This window comes from Magnetococcales bacterium (assembly GCA_015228815.1).
Lineage (GTDB): Bacteria > Pseudomonadota > Magnetococcia > Magnetococcales > UBA8363 > UBA8363.
The window spans coordinates 1-17864 of sequence record JADGCV010000034.1 but is presented as its reverse complement, the minus strand read 5'-3'; the positions used below and the strand labels follow the sequence as shown (position 1 = coordinate 17864).

Here is a 17864-nt window from a genome sequence, read left to right as displayed (position 1 = left end):
GCAACACTCCTTCAAGGATACAACAAGCGTGGCAATGGAGTCACGGATCTTTTCTCCCGTTTTTCTTCTACTCGGACCGGGGTCCCTGGTGAAATTCCGATGGACGGGCAAGGTGAAATCATGGAAAATGATGCCGGGGAAAACGTTCGGTTCTGGAATAGGCAAAGGGCATCGAACGGTATGGCTTGAAAATCGTCATACTCGATGATTTCGAAGGTAAATTTAAATCAAGGCCGAGGGCGTTCCCGAACCTCAAACTGCTTCCCGATCGCCACGGTTGTCAAGTTTCTTCATTAGAGGGATAGAATGAGTGGTGACTGGAACCGTTCAAGAGGAGCGACCGATGCCCCAGGCGATTGCATTTGATACCTATACCTACGTCAAGAAACTGAGGGATGCCGGGGTCGATGAGCGGCAGGCGGCCATCCAGGCCGAGGCCCTCGTCACCCTGATCGAGGACCGGCTGGCCACCAAGAGGGATTTGGCCGAGGTCGATGCCGGCTTGCGGCGAGACATCAAGGAACTCGATGCCAGGATTGAGTTGGCCCGAACGGAATTGAAGCGGGACATCAAGGAACTCGATGCCAGGATTGAGTTGGCCCGAACGGAATTGAAGCGGGACATCAAGGAACTTGATGTCAAAATCGACTCGGTCCGTGCCGAGTTGAAGCGAGACATCAAGGAACTGGACGCGAAGGTTGAAGTTCGGTTCAAGGAACTCGATGCCAAGATTGAGTTGGTCCGAACGGAATTGAAGCGGGACATCAAGGAACTGGAGCAACGCATGGTGATCAAGCTCGGGAGCCTGATGGTCATTGCCGTTGGTGTCGTGGCGGCGCTGGTGAAGTTGCTTTAGATTTTCGTGGAAGGATCCTGGGAATTCCCTCCAGGAAGCGACACAGTCGGTTTCAGACCGTATTATGGAGATATTTTGGAGATGCGGGGGAATTTCGGGAGGATTTCTTTTCTAACTTGTTGATCTTATTGGCGTCCCCAACGGGAGTCGAACCCGTGTTACCGGCGTGAGAGGCCAGCGTCCTAGGCCACTAGACGATGGGGACTTTGGCGTATCGAAGGCGCATTGTGCCCTGGTTCCCGAGACAGGGCAAGAGATTTTCTTTTTCCGTGCGGAGATTGCGTACTCGTTCGTCTCAGACCATCTTGATGGGAATGATCGATGGCTTGCGGCGCTTTCCTGCTTTTTCGAGGGCTTCCAGGTACGCCTGCCAGAGGGTTTCCTGTCGAGTACCCAGTTCGTGGAGCGTATCCCAGGAATAAAGGCCACTGTCGTGGTCATCGCTGAATGTGAACTTGACGGCATAGTGCCCGACCGGAGTGATGGCCTGAATGGTGACATCCTGTTTGCCATCGATCAGTTGCGCCTGGTCGGGAGTATGTCCGCTGCACTTGGCGCATGGGCACATGACCCGAAGAAATTCCATGGTATAGTCGAACGTCTCGCCGCTGGACCATGTGATGACGATGCGTCGTTCCTTGGAGATCTGGCGGAGCTGGAGCGGTTTGTGATGACTTCCGAAGGACATGGCTGGTGATCGCTTCCCTGGTGATTATGGTGGTCCTGGAGGAGAGTGTCTCTTGTTTTTTCTTTCGGGTCAACCGCCGAATCTACGACGGAGCGGTGGGATCCGCTCCCAGTGCGTCATCGGCGAGGGTTTCAAGCTCGGCGCGGTCGCGACGGTATTCGGGATCGGACAGTAATTGGCGCCAGTTGCCGGGGGGGATGCGGAAGGGGGCGAGCATTTTTGCGATCTCCGTGGCATCATGCACCGGACCTGGGCCTTCGGATGTGGTCGCAAGGTCCTCCAGGGCGGCTTTGATTCCCAGGCGCGCCGTCTCATTGTCTTCCAGTCTGCCGGTACAGCAAAGCACCAGATCGCACCCTGCCCGGATCGCCCGTCGGGTCCTTTGATCGAGGGGACCATCCAGGGCCTGCATTTCGATGGCGTCGGAAACCAAAAGACCGCGATAGCCCCATTCGCGGCGCAAGAGACCGGTCATGATGACCGGGGACCAGGTTGCGGGTTGAAGATCATCGAGTCCACGGGCGACAAGGTGGGCCGTCATCATCGCCGGCAGCCTGGCGGCGAGTCGGCGAAAAGGGGCCAGTTCCCTCTTTTCCAGTCCTGTCCGGTCCCGATCGATCACCGGCAGTTGGCGATGGGAATCGACCTGGGCCGCGCCATGGCCTGGAAAATGTTTTCCCACGGTCATGCCACCGCTCCTGGAAAATCCATCGAGCCAGGCCCCGGCCAGGGCGATGACGGTCTCTGGTTCACTTCCGAAGGAGCGATCGCCGATGACCGGGTGGGCCCCCGGTTCCCGAAGATCCAGGACCGGGGCGCAGTTGACTCCGATCCCCAGTGTACGCAATTCCCGTCCTCCGAGGGTCCCCCACAGTCGGGCAAGTCGTGCCCCGCGGACGGGATCCTGTTCATGAAGCGTGCCCAGTGCCTGGGCCGTGGGATAACGGGTGAGCGGGGTCCGGAGTCGTTGTACCCGTCCCCCCTCCTGATCCAGCCACACGGTTGGTGGCGGATCCGAGGCCAGCCGGATCGACTGGATCAATGGGACGAGTTCATCCAAAGTACCCAGGTTGCGTGAAAAAAGAATGACACCCGCCGGCTTGTGTTCCATAATCCATTGTCGTTCTTCCGGATGAAGAATCTTTCCGGAAAGTCCCGTTACCAGATGCCCCGCGGGGTTGGAGTATCGATTCATAAATGGCCACGTCTTCCGATTATCCAAAAGTTTCGATGCGTATTTTCTGGACCCTGGCCACTTTGTCCTATTCGGCCTGGATCTACTACCTTTCCTCGGGGGTGGTCGAGGTCCCTTTGCCCGATTTTCCATTCCAGGACAAAGTGATTCATATGGTCGCCTATGGCATTCTGGCAACATCGACCTGGCTGATGTTGCGACAATGGCCCTTTTTTCGCCGTCCCTGGATCTGGGCCTGGGTGTATGCTTCCATGTACGGAATCACCGATGAATGGCATCAATACTATGTTCCCGGGCGTTTTGTCGATGTCTGGGATTGCGTGGCGGATGCGGTGGGTGCGGCTTTGTTCCTGGCTGTCCTGGAATTTATTCGCCATCGCCATGAAAACGCGATCGAACCCGAAATTTTTTTTCATTCTCCGAAGAGTGCGCAACGTCTGGCCCAGAAGCTGGGACAGATGCGGGATCAAGGGCGGTTACCTCCACCCGGTTATCGTGAAAGGCGGCCCCCCCCACCGGCGCCACCGAATCGGCTGACGTCAGGGCGTTGAGGGAGATTCCTTCCCGAAACATCGAGCCCCGAGGCACCCCATGGCACAGTGTCAGGCCGGGACGGACCGCGTCGGACCATGTCGCCTTCAGGGTCAGACGGCCCGTGGCGCTGGTCACGCTGACCCATTGGCCATCCTCGATGTTGCGCGACCGGGCATCCTCGGGATGGATCCACAATCGGGGCGGTTCCCAGGTCCGCCGTCCTTCCGGCAGATGGGCGAAGGTGGAGTTGAGGGTGTCCAGGGAAGGGGGGGTGATGAAGTCGAGGGGGTACGGATTTCCCGGGGGTTGCCGGTCGCGGGCATTGACCGGCCAGTGGTCGGGCATCGACGGCATGGCGGGGTCGGTCCAGTGGGGATAAAAATGAAACCGGCCATCCGCGGTTGGGAATGCGGTCGTGAATTGCCGTTCTTCCCGCGGCGGGCGGCAGTCGAGCCATCCCTGGTTTTCCCAGGTTTCACGGGGGGGATAATCGGAGGCGGCAAGCACCTGGTCGATCCGTTCCAGGCTGGTTCCCTGGAATGCCGCTTCGTTGTAACCCAGGGCCATGGCAAGGGCGTTGACCACATCATGATTGCATCGGGCTTCTCCTCGGGGAGGGAGGCATCCCTTGCCGATTTGCAGCGTGTATTGACCGTAGGATTTGTAAAGATCGTCCTCTTCCAGAAACGTGGTCGCGGGCCAGAGCACGTCGGCGAAGCGGGCCGTGTCGCTCATGACCTGTTCATGGACCACGACGAACAGGTCCTCCCGGAGCAGTCCGCGATGGACCTGGTTCAGGTCGGGGCAGGATGCGGCGGGATTGGCGTTGAATACCAGAAGGGCGCCGATGGGGGGATCAAGGTTGGGGCCGGTCAACATCGGTCCCAGACGGCTCATGTCGAGGATGCGGGAAGGTTGCGCCATCAGGCGGGTTTGGCGTACCGGTTCTCCCTGGATGTGAAAGGCGTCTCCGGTGGCGAAGAGCGCTCCGCCCCCAGGCCGGTCCCAGGCCCCGGTCATCGCCGCGAGACAGGAGACCGCATGGACGTTGACCGCACCGTTGAACTGGCGACTCATTCCCAGTCCGATCCGGATGAAGGGGGCGCGGGCCGTTCCCAGACGGCGGGCCAGGGATCGAATGGTCTCGGGATCCATGCCGGTGATGTCCGCGGCCCATTCGGGGGGTTTCTCCCGCAGATGACGGTCAAGGAGGGGATCGAAATCGGTGCGACGCGCCAGATAATCGGCATCGGCCAGTCCTTCCCGCAACAAGACCCCCATCATTGCCACGGCCAGGGCGCCATCGGTTCCGGGGCGGGGTTGGATGTGGTCGTCGGCAAGTCGGGCGGTTCGGCTGCGATAGGGATCGACGACGATCAGACGACCTCCCTGGTTCCTGGCTTTCTTGACATGGCCCATGAGGCTGATGTGCGTGACGGCGGCATCGATTCCCCAGAGAATCACCAGGTCGCTTGTGGCCATTTCGCTGGGGTCGGGACCAACGGCGCGGCCCACCCCGGCCTGCCATCCCGAAAAGCCGATGGGATAGCAGATCGTTCCCGACATTCGGGAAAATCCGGCCCGATGGGTCAGTCGTTCGATGGCCCCTCGTTGCACGATGCCCATGGTCCCCCCATAAAAGAACGGGAAGACCGCTTCCGGGGTCGTGTGTTTCATGATGGTTTCGAGGCGTCGGGCCACCAGGTCGAGGCTTTCGTCCCAGCTGGCGCGGCGGAATTGTCCCGATCCTTTGGCGCCGGTTCGGATCATGGGGTAGAGGATGCGTGGTCCTTCCTGAAGGTCGCGGTAGCGGGAAACCTTGCCGCAGATCAACCCCTGGGTGAAGGGGTGGTCGCCGCGACCGCGAATGGCATGGATCCGACCGTCGGCGACGGTGACTTCCAGGGCGCAGGCGCCGGGGCAGTCGAGGGGGCACACAAGAGGGTAACAGTGATGCGGCATGTCATCGGGTCTCGGAAAAAATTATTGAAAGAAAAAAAGGGTCTGGGGGATTGCCCCCAGGGTTTTGTTTTTGACTTTATCATCCTCACCGGCAGGTCTTGCCGGGCATTTTGATCTGCGAAACGGCCATGGACCACGAAAATATCATCGCATTGTTTTCCGCCTTGAGGGAAGCCAATCCGGAACCGAAAGGCGAATTGCATTCCGAGACCCCTTTTCAACATCTGGTGGCGGTGGTGTTGTCGGCGCAGTCTACCGATGTTGCGGTCAATCGGGTAACCAAGGCTCTTTTTCGCGCCGCGCCCACGCCCGAGGATATGGTGGCCTTGGGGGAAGAGGGGATTGCCGCCCTGATTCGCACCCTGGGACTGTTCAATGCCAAGGCGCGGCATCTTCTGGGGTTGAGTCGGATCCTTGTCGAGCGGTATGGTGGCGCCGTTCCCGACGATCGAATCCTCTTGGAAGCATTGCCGGGGGTGGGGCGGAAAACGGCCAATGTCGTCCTGAATGTCTGTTTCGGTCATCCGACCGTGGCGGTGGATACGCATGTTTTTCGTTTGTCCCGGCGGTTGGGCCTTGCCCAGGGAAACCGGCCCCTGACGGTCGAGCGGGAATTGCTCGAAAAAATTCCCGGGGAATTTCTCCGTCACGCCCATCATTGGCTGATCCTTCATGGGCGTTATGTTTGTACGGCGCGGAAGCCCGGATGCCATCGATGTATCATCGCCCGATGGTGTCTCCGGATCGGCCTTGGGGAAGAGGGGAAAAATCTGCCGTCATCATCAAGTTCGTGGCAACAATTGCCGGATTGAAACCTGGTCCGTGACGAAAAACGGCATGGGAAACCAATCGTGATCGTGTTTCCAACCTATTGAAAAGACAAAATAATTAATCGCCTTGCGCCCGCATGGAAAAAAAGTGTCACGAATCATGGAGAAATTGCATCCAAATTGCATGTCCGTTGATGAAACCAGGACCGTCCCGGGGTGCTCCCAAAGCGGTTTTTCTGGACCATCGATAAATAATCCGCTAAACTGGATAGGTGGGTAGGCTGTCACAAGGACTCGGATCCCCTTCGGTCCACCTCCTCACCCACCGGTCGATGCGGAAAGCGAGTCAGGGGAGAAAGAGAGAACCATCATGGCCATGATCGCAACCAGCAGTATCGCACTGCAAAATCTTGCCGGAAAAACCGATCCGACGCTGAAATCCATCGGCGAGGTCTTCAAACAACTCGGGAGCGGTTTGAAGACCGGTCAGGGCTTCGAGAGCGCCGCCCTGATCGCCATCGCCGACCGGTTTACCCGTCAGATGCAGGGGGCGGGTCAGGCGCGACTGGAGGTCAACGATGGCATTTCCCTGACGCAGGTCGCCGATGCCGCCCTGGGTGAAATCGAGGATGGTTTGCAAAGAATCAAGGAACTCGCCGTCCAAAGCGCCAATGCCGGAGCCAGCGATTCCGACCGGCAAAGCCTTCAGGAAGAGGCGGAGGCCATCCAGGGCCAGATACAGGCGATCCTTGCCGAAACCAGTTACAACGACATCAATCCTTTGGCAACCGACCAAACCCTGTCGTTCCAGAGCGGCTCCGAGCCCGAAAATCAGACCCAGGTCCAGTTGCAGGACCTTACCGATGTGATGGCCTCCGTGGACATCACCACCCAGGAGGGGGCCGAGACCGTTCTGAATGCCGCCAGCGAAGCCTTGCAACGGATCAGCGATCAACGCGGCGAAATGGGCTCCGCGCAAACGCAGTTGATCCATGTCGCCGATACCCTGTCGCGCCTGTCCGAATCCCTGGCGTTTCCGGGGGGGCGCATTCTCAATGCCGACATGGCCGACGATGCCTCCAACTTTATTGCCCTTTCTCTTCGCACCCAGGCCAATCTGGCACTCCAGACTCAGGGCGACAAACTTTCATCTTCCCGGGTTCAGCAGCTCCTGCAATAGCCGCTCCTTCCTTTGTTGACGTTCATTCATTGCCGGGTGGGGAAAAATATCCCCACCTTTTTTTTTGCGCGCCCTCCCTCCTGACGGAAATAACACCCTTCCCCATCACGTCCGCGCTTCGATCACGGCGCGTCTTCCGGGGCTTCTTGTTTGTATCTTATTGATAAATATTGATAAAAATACATGCTTTCCGTTTCTTTGATTCCCGTTTCGCGGTGCATTCTTTTGGCACGAACTTGGCAATCCCCGATAGATACTGGTGTTGAACATTGGGCTTGGGGAAAAGGATTCGGGGTTCCATGACGTGTGGAGCATGAACCCGGACAAACACTGAGGGATGGGTCCCATGGGCATGAGCGTATCGCTTTCGAATCGCCGGACGCGGAACATCAATCCGCTGCTGTTTGCAAGGCATCCGACCGATCTACAGGAGGAGATCGAGGATTATAAAAGGGAAACCATTCGCCTTTCGCGGGTGTACGACCTGCATCGCAAGTTGGGCGAAACGTTGGATCTGGATTCGATGTTGGAGGCGTTTTCACGTTGGCTGTCACCCAGGATCGACCATGATCTGGTGGCCTATCGTCATTCGGGAAGGGGACGAAATCCTGCCGCGTGTTCCTGCCATGGTCCGCACCGACAGAAATTGTTGGAGGTGGCGCTGCGTTTGTTGGAGGACCCGGAGGATTCCGAGGCGCGGGATCGGGTGGAGGGGCTTGGGTTGTTTTTTCAGCGGTGGAGTCTTGATGAGGAAGGCAACGAAAGCCTGTTGTTGATGCATCGGCTCGATGTTTCCCGCGGTCATGGCAATCTGGAGGAGGTCGAGTCGGTTCTCGATGATTTGCGTGTTCCACTGGAGCGGGCCTTGGTCTATGAAGATTTGTACGAGCAGGCGCGCAAGGATGCCCTGACGGGGTTGGTGAACCGGAGGGTATTCATGGAACGGGCGGAACAGGAGCGGATCCAGGCGGATCGGTATGGGGCGCCGCTGGTCCTGGGCTGTCTGGATTTGGATTATTTCAAGGAGATCAACGATACTCTGGGACATGGCGAGGGGGATGAGGTGTTACGCAGGGTATCGCGTACCTTTTCCAACATCATTCGCGATGCCGACCTGTTGGCGCGAACGGGTGGGGATGAATTTGCACTTGTGTTACCCAATACGTCGTTGCACAACGCCCATGGACTCATGAATCGAATCTGCGAGTCGGTGCGGGGGCTTGACATTGGGGTGACGGAAGGGAAAAGGTTGGGGGTGAGCATTGGTCTGGCCCAATGGGAAAAGGGGGATTCCCTGGCGTCCTGGTGGGAAAAGGCGGATGCCGCCTTGTATCGCGCCAAATCGGGGGGGCGGTCCCAGGTGGCCACCTGACGAAGAACATGGGAAAATGCAATAACATTGGTAAAATGTAATTCCAAGGGATGTGACCCTCGAAATTTTTCCCTATCGTTTATCCGGACATTATTGCCAGGATGGGTGGGTGTGGAAACTCAGGGTGTTTTGTGTTGTCCCGGAATGTCATTGAAGGTGGCGGCGATCTTTTTGAAGGTTTCTTCCTGGGCCAGGAAGGCGGCCAGGACATCGGGATCGAAATGGCGGTCGCCGCCGTCCATGATGATTTCGACGGCCTTTTCGTGTGAAAATGGGGGTTTGTAGACCCGGCGGCTGATCAGGGCATCATAGACATCCGCCAGGGCCATGAGACGGGCCGACAAGGGAATGTCGTTTTCCGAGAGTCCCAGGGGGTATCCGGAACCGTTCCATTTTTCATGATGACTGAAGGCGATTTCCCGGGCGAAACGGAGAAATGAGATCGGGTTTTGTTCGGGATCTTCTTCCGCGGCCAGGATGGCCCCCTTGCCCAATTCGGGATGTTTTTTCATGATCGCGAATTCTTCCGCCGTCAGTTTTCCCGGTTTTTGCAGGATGGCGTCGGGGATGCCGACCTTGCCGATGTCATGCAGTGGCGCCGATTTGAAGAGCAGCTCGATGGTGCGCTCATCCAGGAAGGAGGCATGCGCGGGATGTGTACTCAGTTGCCGCGCCAGGGCCCGCACATAGTGTTGCGTCCTGCGGATGTGGTTTCCGGTTTCATTGTCGCGGGTTTCGGCAAGCGAGGCCATGGCGCGAATGGTCACATCCTGGGTATGCACCACCTCCCTGGTTCTCAAGGCGACCAGACGTTCCAATTCCAGATTGTGTTCGCGCAAGGCGCGTCGGGTTTCGATCAGGGCAAGATGGGTCCGGATTCGCGCCTGCACGACCGGAGGTGAAATCGGTTTGGTGATGTAGTCGATCGCCCCGGCTTCGAAGCCACGGGTTTCATTGTGTGGCTGTCCCAGGGCGGTCACGAAGATGATCGGTATGTCGGCGGTGGCGGCGTTTTGTTTCAGACGGTGGCAGACCTCCAGTCCGTCCATGTCGGGCATCATGACATCGAGGAGGATCAGGTCGGGAAGAGGACCGGTGTCGATTCGCGCCAGGGCCTGGGGTCCATCCTTGGCGACGCTGATGGAATAGGATTCGTGGAGAAGGTTGGACAGGACCTTGAGGTTGATCAATTCGTCATCGACGAGCAGGATGTGTGTTTTTTTCGCTTCCATCGCGGGATTCTCCTAAAGACCGTATATGTATCCGGGGCGCATCCTTTACCCGGAATCAAACCCTGGACGACTCCGTCAACAGCCGACGCAGAGATCCGAGTGCGTTGATGGCTTCGTCGAAGTCAAAATCGTTGGCCAGTTGAAACACCACATTCGCCTTACTGGATACCGTGGTCGTGGAAAGAAGATCCGCCAGTTTCCGCGCCCAGTCTCCCGCTTCGGGATCGGCCGATTGCATCAGAAATTCCAAACGGTCCATGAGAATTTCTGCCTGGGCGACGGTTGCCGCCTCCGGAGGAAGGACTTTTCCGGCTGCCGGGCAAGGGATCTTGCCGCTGGCAAAGCGTTCCTCGTCCGGAGGTGCGTTGGGCGATTCCGGAACGAGCATGGGATGTTCCATGGTACAGACAGGATAGGGAATCCGCACGAAAAAGGTGCTGCCAACTCCGGGTACACTTTCGACACGAATGTCTCCGCCGACCAGCTCCAGCAAATGCCGGCAGATGGCCAGTCCCAGTCCCGTTCCACCAAACCGGCGCGTGGACGAACCATCGACCTGGGAAAAGGGCTGGAACAGGTGCGCCATTTGTTCTTCACCAATCCCGATTCCGGTATCCCGTACCGAAAAATCAAGGTGAAAAACATGATCCGGGGTGATGTCGCCCCGGACGACCAGCTGGATGGCACCCTGGCTGGTAAACTTGATGGCATTTTCGACCAGATGGCGCATGATCTGTCCCAGTCGCACGGGATCACCGATCAGGGTTCGGGGCAAATCTGTCGCTGCATCGAGATTGACATTCAGTCCTTTCTTGAGCCCCTTGGCCAGGGCATGACGATGCAATGTCCCGAGAATTTCCATCAGGTTGAAGGGAACGGGATGGACGGCGAGTTCTCCCGCGTCGATCTTCGAGAAATCAAGCAGATCCCCAAGAATTTTCATCAGATTGCCGATGGCATCGTCAATTTTTTGCATGTTTTCGTGTTGTCGCGGTGTCAGTTCCGATTGCAGCATCAGATGGGCGAATCCGACCATGGCATTCATCGGGGTACGGATTTCATGGCTGATGTTGGCCAGGAAATCGCTTTTGATGCGATTGGCCATTTCGGCGCTCAACCGGGCCGCGGCCAATTCCTGATTGGCCACTGTCAAGGCGGTGGTTCGTTCCTGAACCAGAACCTCCAGTCGATCCCGATGCTGCTGGATCTGATCGTTCAACAGTTTCATTTCGGTGAAATTGTGTTGCAGATGCAGTTGCATCCGGTTGATCCCCTGGGCCAGGAGTCCCAGTTCATCGGGACTTTCGGCCTCCGACAGGGGCTGGTACTCCAGATTGTCACCGAGTCGCTCGACCTGACGCGCCAAAAGGGCGATCCGTTTTGAAACCAGATGGCGCACGGCAATGGTCAGAAGCAGACTTAAACACAAGACCTGAAACGATGCCAGGATGACGATTTCATAGGCTTCATTCGTCAGTTTTTCGTTGAGGACCGATCGGTTCGCCTCCAGTTCGAGTTCGCCCAGAATGCGTCGATTGGCAACCTCATGAGGCTCATGCAGGCGGATGAAGAGTCGTTTTCCCCCGGTGGACGGCATCCCGGCGGAAAAAATCGTCCCTTCGGTGGCGCCTCCAATATCGGTCGTCAAACGGGCGCGGGCGATTCCTGGGAAACGGACGATGCTGCCCAGTTGGGCCTCGATGCTGACCGAATCTTCATTCCAGACCGCAACCTCCAGGGGATGACGGAAGGCATCACCCATGGCCAGGAGGGTTTCCTGTTGATGGTTGAGTTCACGAAGATAAACCTTCCATATCTGAAAGCCGGTCAACAACGGGATGAGAACGAGGGCACACGCCAGCATCAACAAAGTGAACGTGACGATCAGGGAGCGGCGCATTCCTGGAATGATCGGATGGTTCATCGGTGACCCGCATTGAAGAATGGAAGAATCGGGCCCCATCGGAACATGGCGTGTTGTCTCATCGTCAGGGAGCCTCCTGGAAAATCATTCGTCATGGCTCCTGACGATCCGAAAGGCCATAGCGGGCGAAGATTTCAGCCAGTCTTCCCTGCCGACGCAGGGATGGAATACCGGAGGACAGAAGGTTGGCCAGGTTCCGGGATTCGGGTTTGACGGGAGAAAAACCAATATGGATTCCTGTCCACCGATCGATCGCGTAAAGTTCGACCTTTTGTCCAAGGTGATGCCGATGCACCAGATGCGCGAGGACATCATGACTGTCGAGGACAAGGTCTACGCGGTGGGACAATAATTTTTTCAGATTGGCCATCCCGGCATTATCGCCGGCGTTGGGCTGGATGCGGGTGGAATCGGTTTGATGGGCCTGCAAATAGGCATCGATTTCGCCGTCGTCGTAATGATAATCCCGGATGACCGCGATTCTGAAGGGATCAAGCGAGGATGGACCGCGATAGGAAAATTCCATTCCCTTGTTGAAGGCAAAGCCGGGTTTGTCGTAGGCAAGCGGATTGGCGCCATAGATCAGTTCGGGGGCTTCCGAAGGGATGACGCCGACCGCTCCGGAAATGTTCCCCTTGAGAACCTCGTTCAGGGTTCGGCTCCACGGCATGAGCCGGTAATCGATGGAATGACCGGCGGGACCAAGAATCTCCTTGGCGATTTCGATGAGGATGCCTGGCCGGTCCGATTCCGGGTCGCAATTATAGGGACACCAGGAGTCGGCCCGCAGGGTGATGACCTCCGCCAATGCCACTGGAGGAGCGCACAGGAAGATCATCGGAAGAAGAAAACGCATCGGTTCCTGGAAGAGTAAACGCCGGATGAAGGATTTCGCTTCATTTCCTGGGAGGCGGTTCATGGTCCTCCTTTCTGTGATGGTCGAGTGTGTGATTCAGGACCTCAAGTGCCTGGATGGCATCGGAGAAATCGAAGGCGGCGGCATGATGGAGAACGGTTCGGCATGTCGTTTCCATGGGAGTGCCTGCCAGAAGACGCTGCAATTGTTCCGCCATTTCTTCCGCGGCGGGATCGTTTCCGGTCAACAGGTGTGCCAGTCGGGCCGCCAACGAACGGGCCAGGCGCCATTGTTCGGGATCGACAGGGGCGGGGTGATCCGGGAGCGGCATCGATTCGTTTCTTCCTCCACGATCTTCCATGGCGGCGCGAATTCCGCCGACGACCGTTTCCAATATCGTCGAGAATCGATTCAGCAGGGCGTCGAAGGCATTCTTGTCGTTCACGATTGCCTCGGGCCGATTGGCGATCGATTCGATTTCCCCGGCGATTTGCGCCAGGGTTGCCGCGCCGATGGTGGCGGCCGTTCCCTTGATGGCGTGGGCCGCATGGTTGAGATCACGCCACTGCCCCAGGGAAAAGAACTCCCGAAGACGTTCATCGCTTTGTGCGTGCTGGTCGGCAAAATTGCGCAATATCCTGTGCAGGAGAACCCGATTGCCGCTGACGTTCGACAGGGCCAGGTCCCGTTCGATGCCGGGAATGGTGTCGGGAAAAACGATGGAGTCGTCGCTGGGGATGACGGGTAGCGAAGGGATGGGTTCAATGATTGGAAAAGGGAGGGGGTGGAGGGTCGCATCATCGTCGAGCCAACGGGTCAGTACCTGTTGCAGAATGCCCGGATCGATGGGTTTGGCCACATGATCGTTCATGCCGGCGGCGAGACAACGTTCCCGGTCTCCCGCCATGGCGTGCGCCGTCATGGCGATGATCGGCAACCGTTCAAGGGCCAGGTCCCTTCGGATCATTTCGGTCGTCTGATAGCCATCCATGCCGGGCATCTGGATGTCCATCAAAACGATATCGTATCGATGGCGCCGCAGGTGCCCAACCGCTTCCTCGCCGCTGCCCGCCACGGTGGCGGTGATGCCCATCAATTCGAGCAGACCCAGAGCGACCTCCTGGTTGATGGCGTGGTCCTCGACCAGAAGTACCCTTTTGTTGCCGAACGATGATCTTCGTGGAGAAGTTTCCGGGACGGGGGCCGGACGGATGGACCGATCCCTCTGCGGCAGTTCGAGGACACGCAACAGGGTTTCGAACAGTAATGAAGGGGTGATCGGTTTTTCCAGGATGGCGGCGACCCGATGACTTCCCAGGGCTGTGCGCATGGGTTCGAGTCCGTGGGCGGTCATCATGATCGTGCATGGGCGGCGCAGTCCGAGACGCTCCATTCGTTGCAACAGTTCGACTCCGTCCATGTCGGGCATGTGCCAGTCGAGCAGGAGCACATCGATGGCGGGAATGGACCCTTCGGTCGATAGATGCGACAGGGCCGACGGACCACTGTCGGCCAATGCGACCACCAGGCCGAATTGTCGCAGCATGTCGCCCAGGATCGAGCGTACCGCTTCGCTGTCGTCCACAACGAGAATTCGGGTGTTGTTCATTTCCTCGGGGACGCACTGCACGGGGGGGGCCTGTTGTCCGATTTTCAGGGGAAGCCGAAAGTGGAAGGTGCTGCCCAACCCGGGAATGCTTTCGACGGAGATGCTTCCCCCCATCAATTCGACCAGTTGACGGCAGATGGCCAAGCCCAGTCCGGTTCCTCCATAGCGCCGGGTGGAGGAACTGTCCGCCTGGACGAAAGGCTGAAAAAGTTGTGCCGCTTTTTCCGGGGGAATACCGATCCCGGTATCCTGAACCTTGAATCCCACCAGCAGGGTTTCATGATCCTTGATCTCTTCCTTCATGGCGATCAGGATGGTCCCCTTTTCGGTGAACTTGACCGCGTTTGCCACCAGGTTGAGGAGAATCTGACGCAGTCTCAGGGGGTCGCCGATCAATACCGCGGGCAGTCCCGAACTCAGATCGAAGATCAGCTCCAGTCCTTTTTCCCGGATTTTCGCCTGGATGACGGGTGTGATTTCCTGCAACAGTTGCGTCAGGTCGAACGGAATGTGTTCGATCGTCAACTTTCCCGCCTCGATCTTGGAAAAATCGAGAATATCGTTGATGATGCCGAGGAGACTGCGCGATGAATGATCGATCTTGGCAAGAAGATCTCGTTGTACGGGAGTCAATTCGGTCTGCATGAGCAAATGACTCAATCCGATGATGCCATTCATCGGTGTTCGAATTTCATGGCTCATGTTCGCGAGAAAGTTGCTTTTCAGAAGGCTGGCATGTTCCGCTTCTTCCTTGGCGGTTTGCAGAAGGTTGATGACTTCCATGCGTCGGGAAATGTCCTGGAATACGCTGACCGATCCGGTCACCCGTGTTTTCTCCATCAATGGCACCGAGACGATGGCGACGGGGAATCGGGTCTGGTCGCGACGGATGAACCAGTCGTTTTCGGAACGATAGGTTGTGCCGGAGGTGACCGACTGCATGATGGGGCACCGTTCGCGGGGCAACGGATTGCCCTGGGAATCCAGGTAATGGGTGACATCATGGAAGGGCCGATGGCGGATTTCGTCGAGCGTCCAGCCGAGCAACCGTTGCGCCTCGGGATTCATGAAGGTGCAATGGCCCCCTTCGTCGAGACAGTAGACCCCTTCGCCCATGGCATCGGTGATGCTTTGCAGAAAGCGCCGTTGTTCGAGCAGTTGCGCCTCCATGGTTTTTTGCAGGGTGATGTCGGTACGGATGGCAATGTACTGTTCCGGACGTCCTTGCGGGTCGAGAAGGGGAACGATGGTGGCGGCGACCCAATAGTGACGACCGTCCTTGGCGCGGTTGCAGACCTCTCCGTGCCAGACCTTTCCCTGGGTGATCGTTTGCCACATGTCCTGGAAAAGTGTGGTGGGATGGACCTCGGATTTGACCAGGCGGTGGTTTTGACCGATCAGTTCCTCACGGGAGTAGCCGGAGATTTCACAAAACTTGTCATTGGCGTAGAGAATGGTCGCCTTGGTATCGGTAATGCTGACGATGGCATGCTGGTCGAGGGCGAATTTCTGCCGTTCCAGGTCCCGCTGGGCGATGGATCGTTCCTCGACGATGCGGGCCACCAGGGTGGAAAGTTTATCCAGATTGTCGGCGTCTTTTTCCAGGTCCTGGTGATCTTCGTTGTTCAGAAGTTGGTTGGCGGTTTCCCGCAAGGCGGCAATGGCCGACTTCTGCAGCGCTGCTTCTTCGCGCAGGCGTTCATTGGCCGAGGCCAGCTCCTGAGAACTCAATTCCAGGCTTCGGGCGCGAAGGTCGAGGTCTCGATCGAACTGGCGATAGCTTTGATCGACACGATCGAGTAACAAGCCAAAGCGCGTGAGAAGGCCCACGATGGGCGGGGGAAGACCGTCATGTTGTGCAAGATCGCCCAGAATCGATGAAATTCCTTCGATGTCTTCCGGTCTTTCGATTCCAAGGACCCGTCGCAACTGATTTTTCAATAATGGATGCATGGAGGTCAATCTTCGATCAGAAGGGTGACGGTCATGGTTTGATTGTGCAGTTGACAGGTCACCATCCCTTCCTTGGGGCAGATTTCTCCGTAGGAATAAAAGCCGGTGCAGGCAAAGCGGGGACCGATCTGGTCGATGACCGCGGAAATTTCATCGTCGATCCGATCACCCATCACCAGTTTTCGCCCGACACAACTGACCAGAAGGGCCAGACCCGGACCGGGCATCGTTTTCGGATCGAGACTGCGCATACTGCTGCGCGCCGCTTCCCGGGCCCCCGCGATCAGGTCGTCATTGCTTGCGCTCATCAGGCGCAGATAGCCGTTTTCCGCAACCGCTCCCGCCAGAATCAGGCTTCCGGAGGATTCATCGATTCCCAGAATGGTGCGCACGAGCCCTACCGAATGTTGATTTTCGTTGAGAATTTCCAGAGGAAAAAGAAGCCCTGATTCGGGAAGATCCCGGGCATGCGCTCCCAGGTAGCGGCGATAAAGGGACAAGGCGGAGGCGCCATCGATTTCGTGGAGAATGTTTCCCGAGGCCCGGGTGATCTCGCGGCATGGACCGAACGGTTTCCAACCGCCAAAGGAGCCATGTCCCAGGCCGATTCTCCGTCCGTACAGTCCGACGGCGACGACCTTGCGGTCGGAAACTTCTTTGTCGGCCAGGACCCAGGTCCTTTCAAACCCGCCGCCATCTCCCGCCAGGCCCCCGGATACCGGGATGTCGTTGCCGATGGAACGGGTCAATCCCTCGATCAGGGCGCTGCCGTTGATGCGTACCCCTGTTCCAAAGATCAGGACTCCCGAAAGGTCCGCCCCGGCGAGATCCGTTCCCAGGCAGAGGCCCGCCCGATGGGAATCTTCCATCCGTTCAAGGTCCGCAGCCACGACCCGGACCTCCGTATGGGCAAAATCAATGGCGGTTATGACACAGGTTTCTTCCTGGACTCCGGTTGGGGTGATTTCTCCCGCCGTCGAGCAGCCGGCGAAGACGGCTTCGGGAAACATCTCCCGGATTCTTGCCATGAAGTCCCTGGCGGTGAAAAATGCCACTGCCCCGAAAACAAGAACCAGCCTGGCTTTTTGTGTTCGAAACGTGGTCCGGTCGCGGTGTTCGACGGCGTGTAATTGAAATGAATGTTGTGTGATGTTCATGCCGTATTCCTTGTCATGTCTCAATTTCTCAATGAATATCTTTTATTGTCGCATCCTAAAGATTCCATGGGTCGATTCGGAGGCAGTCTTTGCATTGCGACCGTTTCCGAATGTTCATTCATGATTATTGAACATTGGACGATCCAGGGATCGCACGGGGGTGTTCCTCATGACGGGGCGACGAGTACGACAAGAAACATGATACAATAGGATGGAGTTCTGGGTATGGAAAAAACAGACTTGATATCGTGGAGCCCAGAAATGCGACAGTTGGGTAAGCTACAATTCCTCCCCCTGGATTTTACATCAGCAATTCCCACGTCATGTTTCCCCGTTTGCGTTGTCCCGTGGTGGCGGTGAATTTGGTATTCAGTCGTGTCAGACGGGAGAGATCACGTTCGGCGAGAAGGGAGGCGTCCAAAAATGTTCCAGCAGGTCCATTACCATCTCTGGGTGGGAAAAAAGACGATGGTAGATGGAATCGTGATCAGTCATATTCTGGATCTTCGAACACATCCCCCAATGACCGGGCCTCAAAGATTCTGAGGCTCCACGCTTCCAGAATCGCTGGATCGG

At 57.2% G+C, this 17864-nt stretch carries 12 protein-coding genes and 1 tRNA gene; 4 read left to right on the top strand and 9 right to left on the bottom strand.

The genetic code is table 11. The features are described from left to right. Window positions 1-343 precede the first annotated feature (343 nt). On the top strand, window positions 344-856 hold the full coding sequence (locus HQL76_13690) for a DUF1640 domain-containing protein (protein MBF0110217.1): 513 nt from the start codon (window positions 344-346) through the stop codon (window positions 854-856). 129 nt (window positions 857-985) lie between these two features. Here the strand turns inward: HQL76_13690 and HQL76_13685 are convergent. From HQL76_13685 to HQL76_13670, 4 genes are all read right to left on the bottom strand, one after another. After that, window positions 986-1061, bottom strand: a tRNA-Glu gene (locus HQL76_13685). A gap of 90 nt (window positions 1062-1151) precedes the next feature. After that, window positions 1152-1544, bottom strand: a complete 393-nt coding sequence (locus HQL76_13680; protein MBF0110216.1) for a DUF971 domain-containing protein — start codon at window positions 1542-1544, stop codon at window positions 1152-1154. Between the two features lie 82 nt (window positions 1545-1626). Beyond that, a complete protein-coding gene (gene nagZ / locus HQL76_13675; GenBank protein MBF0110215.1) occupies window positions 1627-2739 on the bottom strand; it encodes a beta-N-acetylhexosaminidase in 1113 nt (370 codons plus the stop codon). A gap of 366 nt (window positions 2740-3105) precedes the next feature. After that, on the bottom strand, window positions 3106-5235 hold the full coding sequence (locus HQL76_13670; protein ID MBF0110214.1) for a molybdopterin-dependent oxidoreductase: 2130 nt from the start codon (window positions 5233-5235) through the stop codon (window positions 3106-3108). A 128-nt stretch (window positions 5236-5363) separates the two neighbouring features. Here HQL76_13670 and nth point away from each other — a divergent pair, with 128 nt between their 5' ends. The 3 genes from nth (at window position 5364) to HQL76_13655 (ending at window position 8557) form a co-directional block, all read left to right on the top strand. After that, window positions 5364-6047 carry an endonuclease III gene (gene nth / locus HQL76_13665; protein ID MBF0110213.1) on the top strand — a complete coding sequence of 228 codons (684 nt, stop codon included), beginning with the start codon at window positions 5364-5366 and terminating at the stop codon, window positions 6045-6047. Between the two features lie 328 nt (window positions 6048-6375). Beyond that, entirely contained in the window at window positions 6376-7185 is an 810-nt protein-coding gene (locus HQL76_13660) for a hypothetical protein (GenBank protein ID MBF0110212.1), read from the top strand. Between the two features lie 352 nt (window positions 7186-7537). Further along, the gene (locus HQL76_13655) at window positions 7538-8557 is read left to right on the top strand and encodes a GGDEF domain-containing protein (protein ID MBF0110211.1); all 1020 of its coding nucleotides are present in this window, start codon (window positions 7538-7540) and stop codon (window positions 8555-8557) included. Window positions 8558-8676: 119 nt separating this feature from the next. On the opposite strand, the gene HQL76_13650 is transcribed toward HQL76_13655, so the two are convergent. From HQL76_13650 to HQL76_13630, 5 genes are all read right to left on the bottom strand, one after another. Further along, on the bottom strand, window positions 8677-9789 hold the full coding sequence (locus HQL76_13650) for a two-component system response regulator (protein MBF0110210.1): 1113 nt from the start codon (window positions 9787-9789) through the stop codon (window positions 8677-8679). Between the two features lie 55 nt (window positions 9790-9844). Next, window positions 9845-11713, bottom strand: a complete 1869-nt coding sequence (locus tag HQL76_13645) for a HAMP domain-containing protein (GenBank protein ID MBF0110209.1) — start codon at window positions 11711-11713, stop codon at window positions 9845-9847. Between the two features lie 91 nt (window positions 11714-11804). Next, window positions 11805-12632: a transporter substrate-binding domain-containing protein gene (locus HQL76_13640; GenBank protein ID MBF0110208.1), complete on the bottom strand. Its 828-nt coding sequence runs from the start codon at window positions 12630-12632 to the stop codon at window positions 11805-11807. After that, a complete protein-coding gene (locus tag HQL76_13635) occupies window positions 12610-16131 on the bottom strand; it encodes a response regulator (protein ID MBF0110207.1) in 3522 nt (1173 codons plus the stop codon). The genes HQL76_13640 and HQL76_13635 overlap by 23 nt, the downstream gene beginning before the upstream one ends. A 5-nt stretch (window positions 16132-16136) precedes the next feature. Then, window positions 16137-17288, bottom strand: a complete 1152-nt coding sequence (locus HQL76_13630) for an FIST C-terminal domain-containing protein (protein MBF0110206.1) — start codon at window positions 17286-17288, stop codon at window positions 16137-16139. Window positions 17289-17864 lie beyond the last annotated feature (576 nt).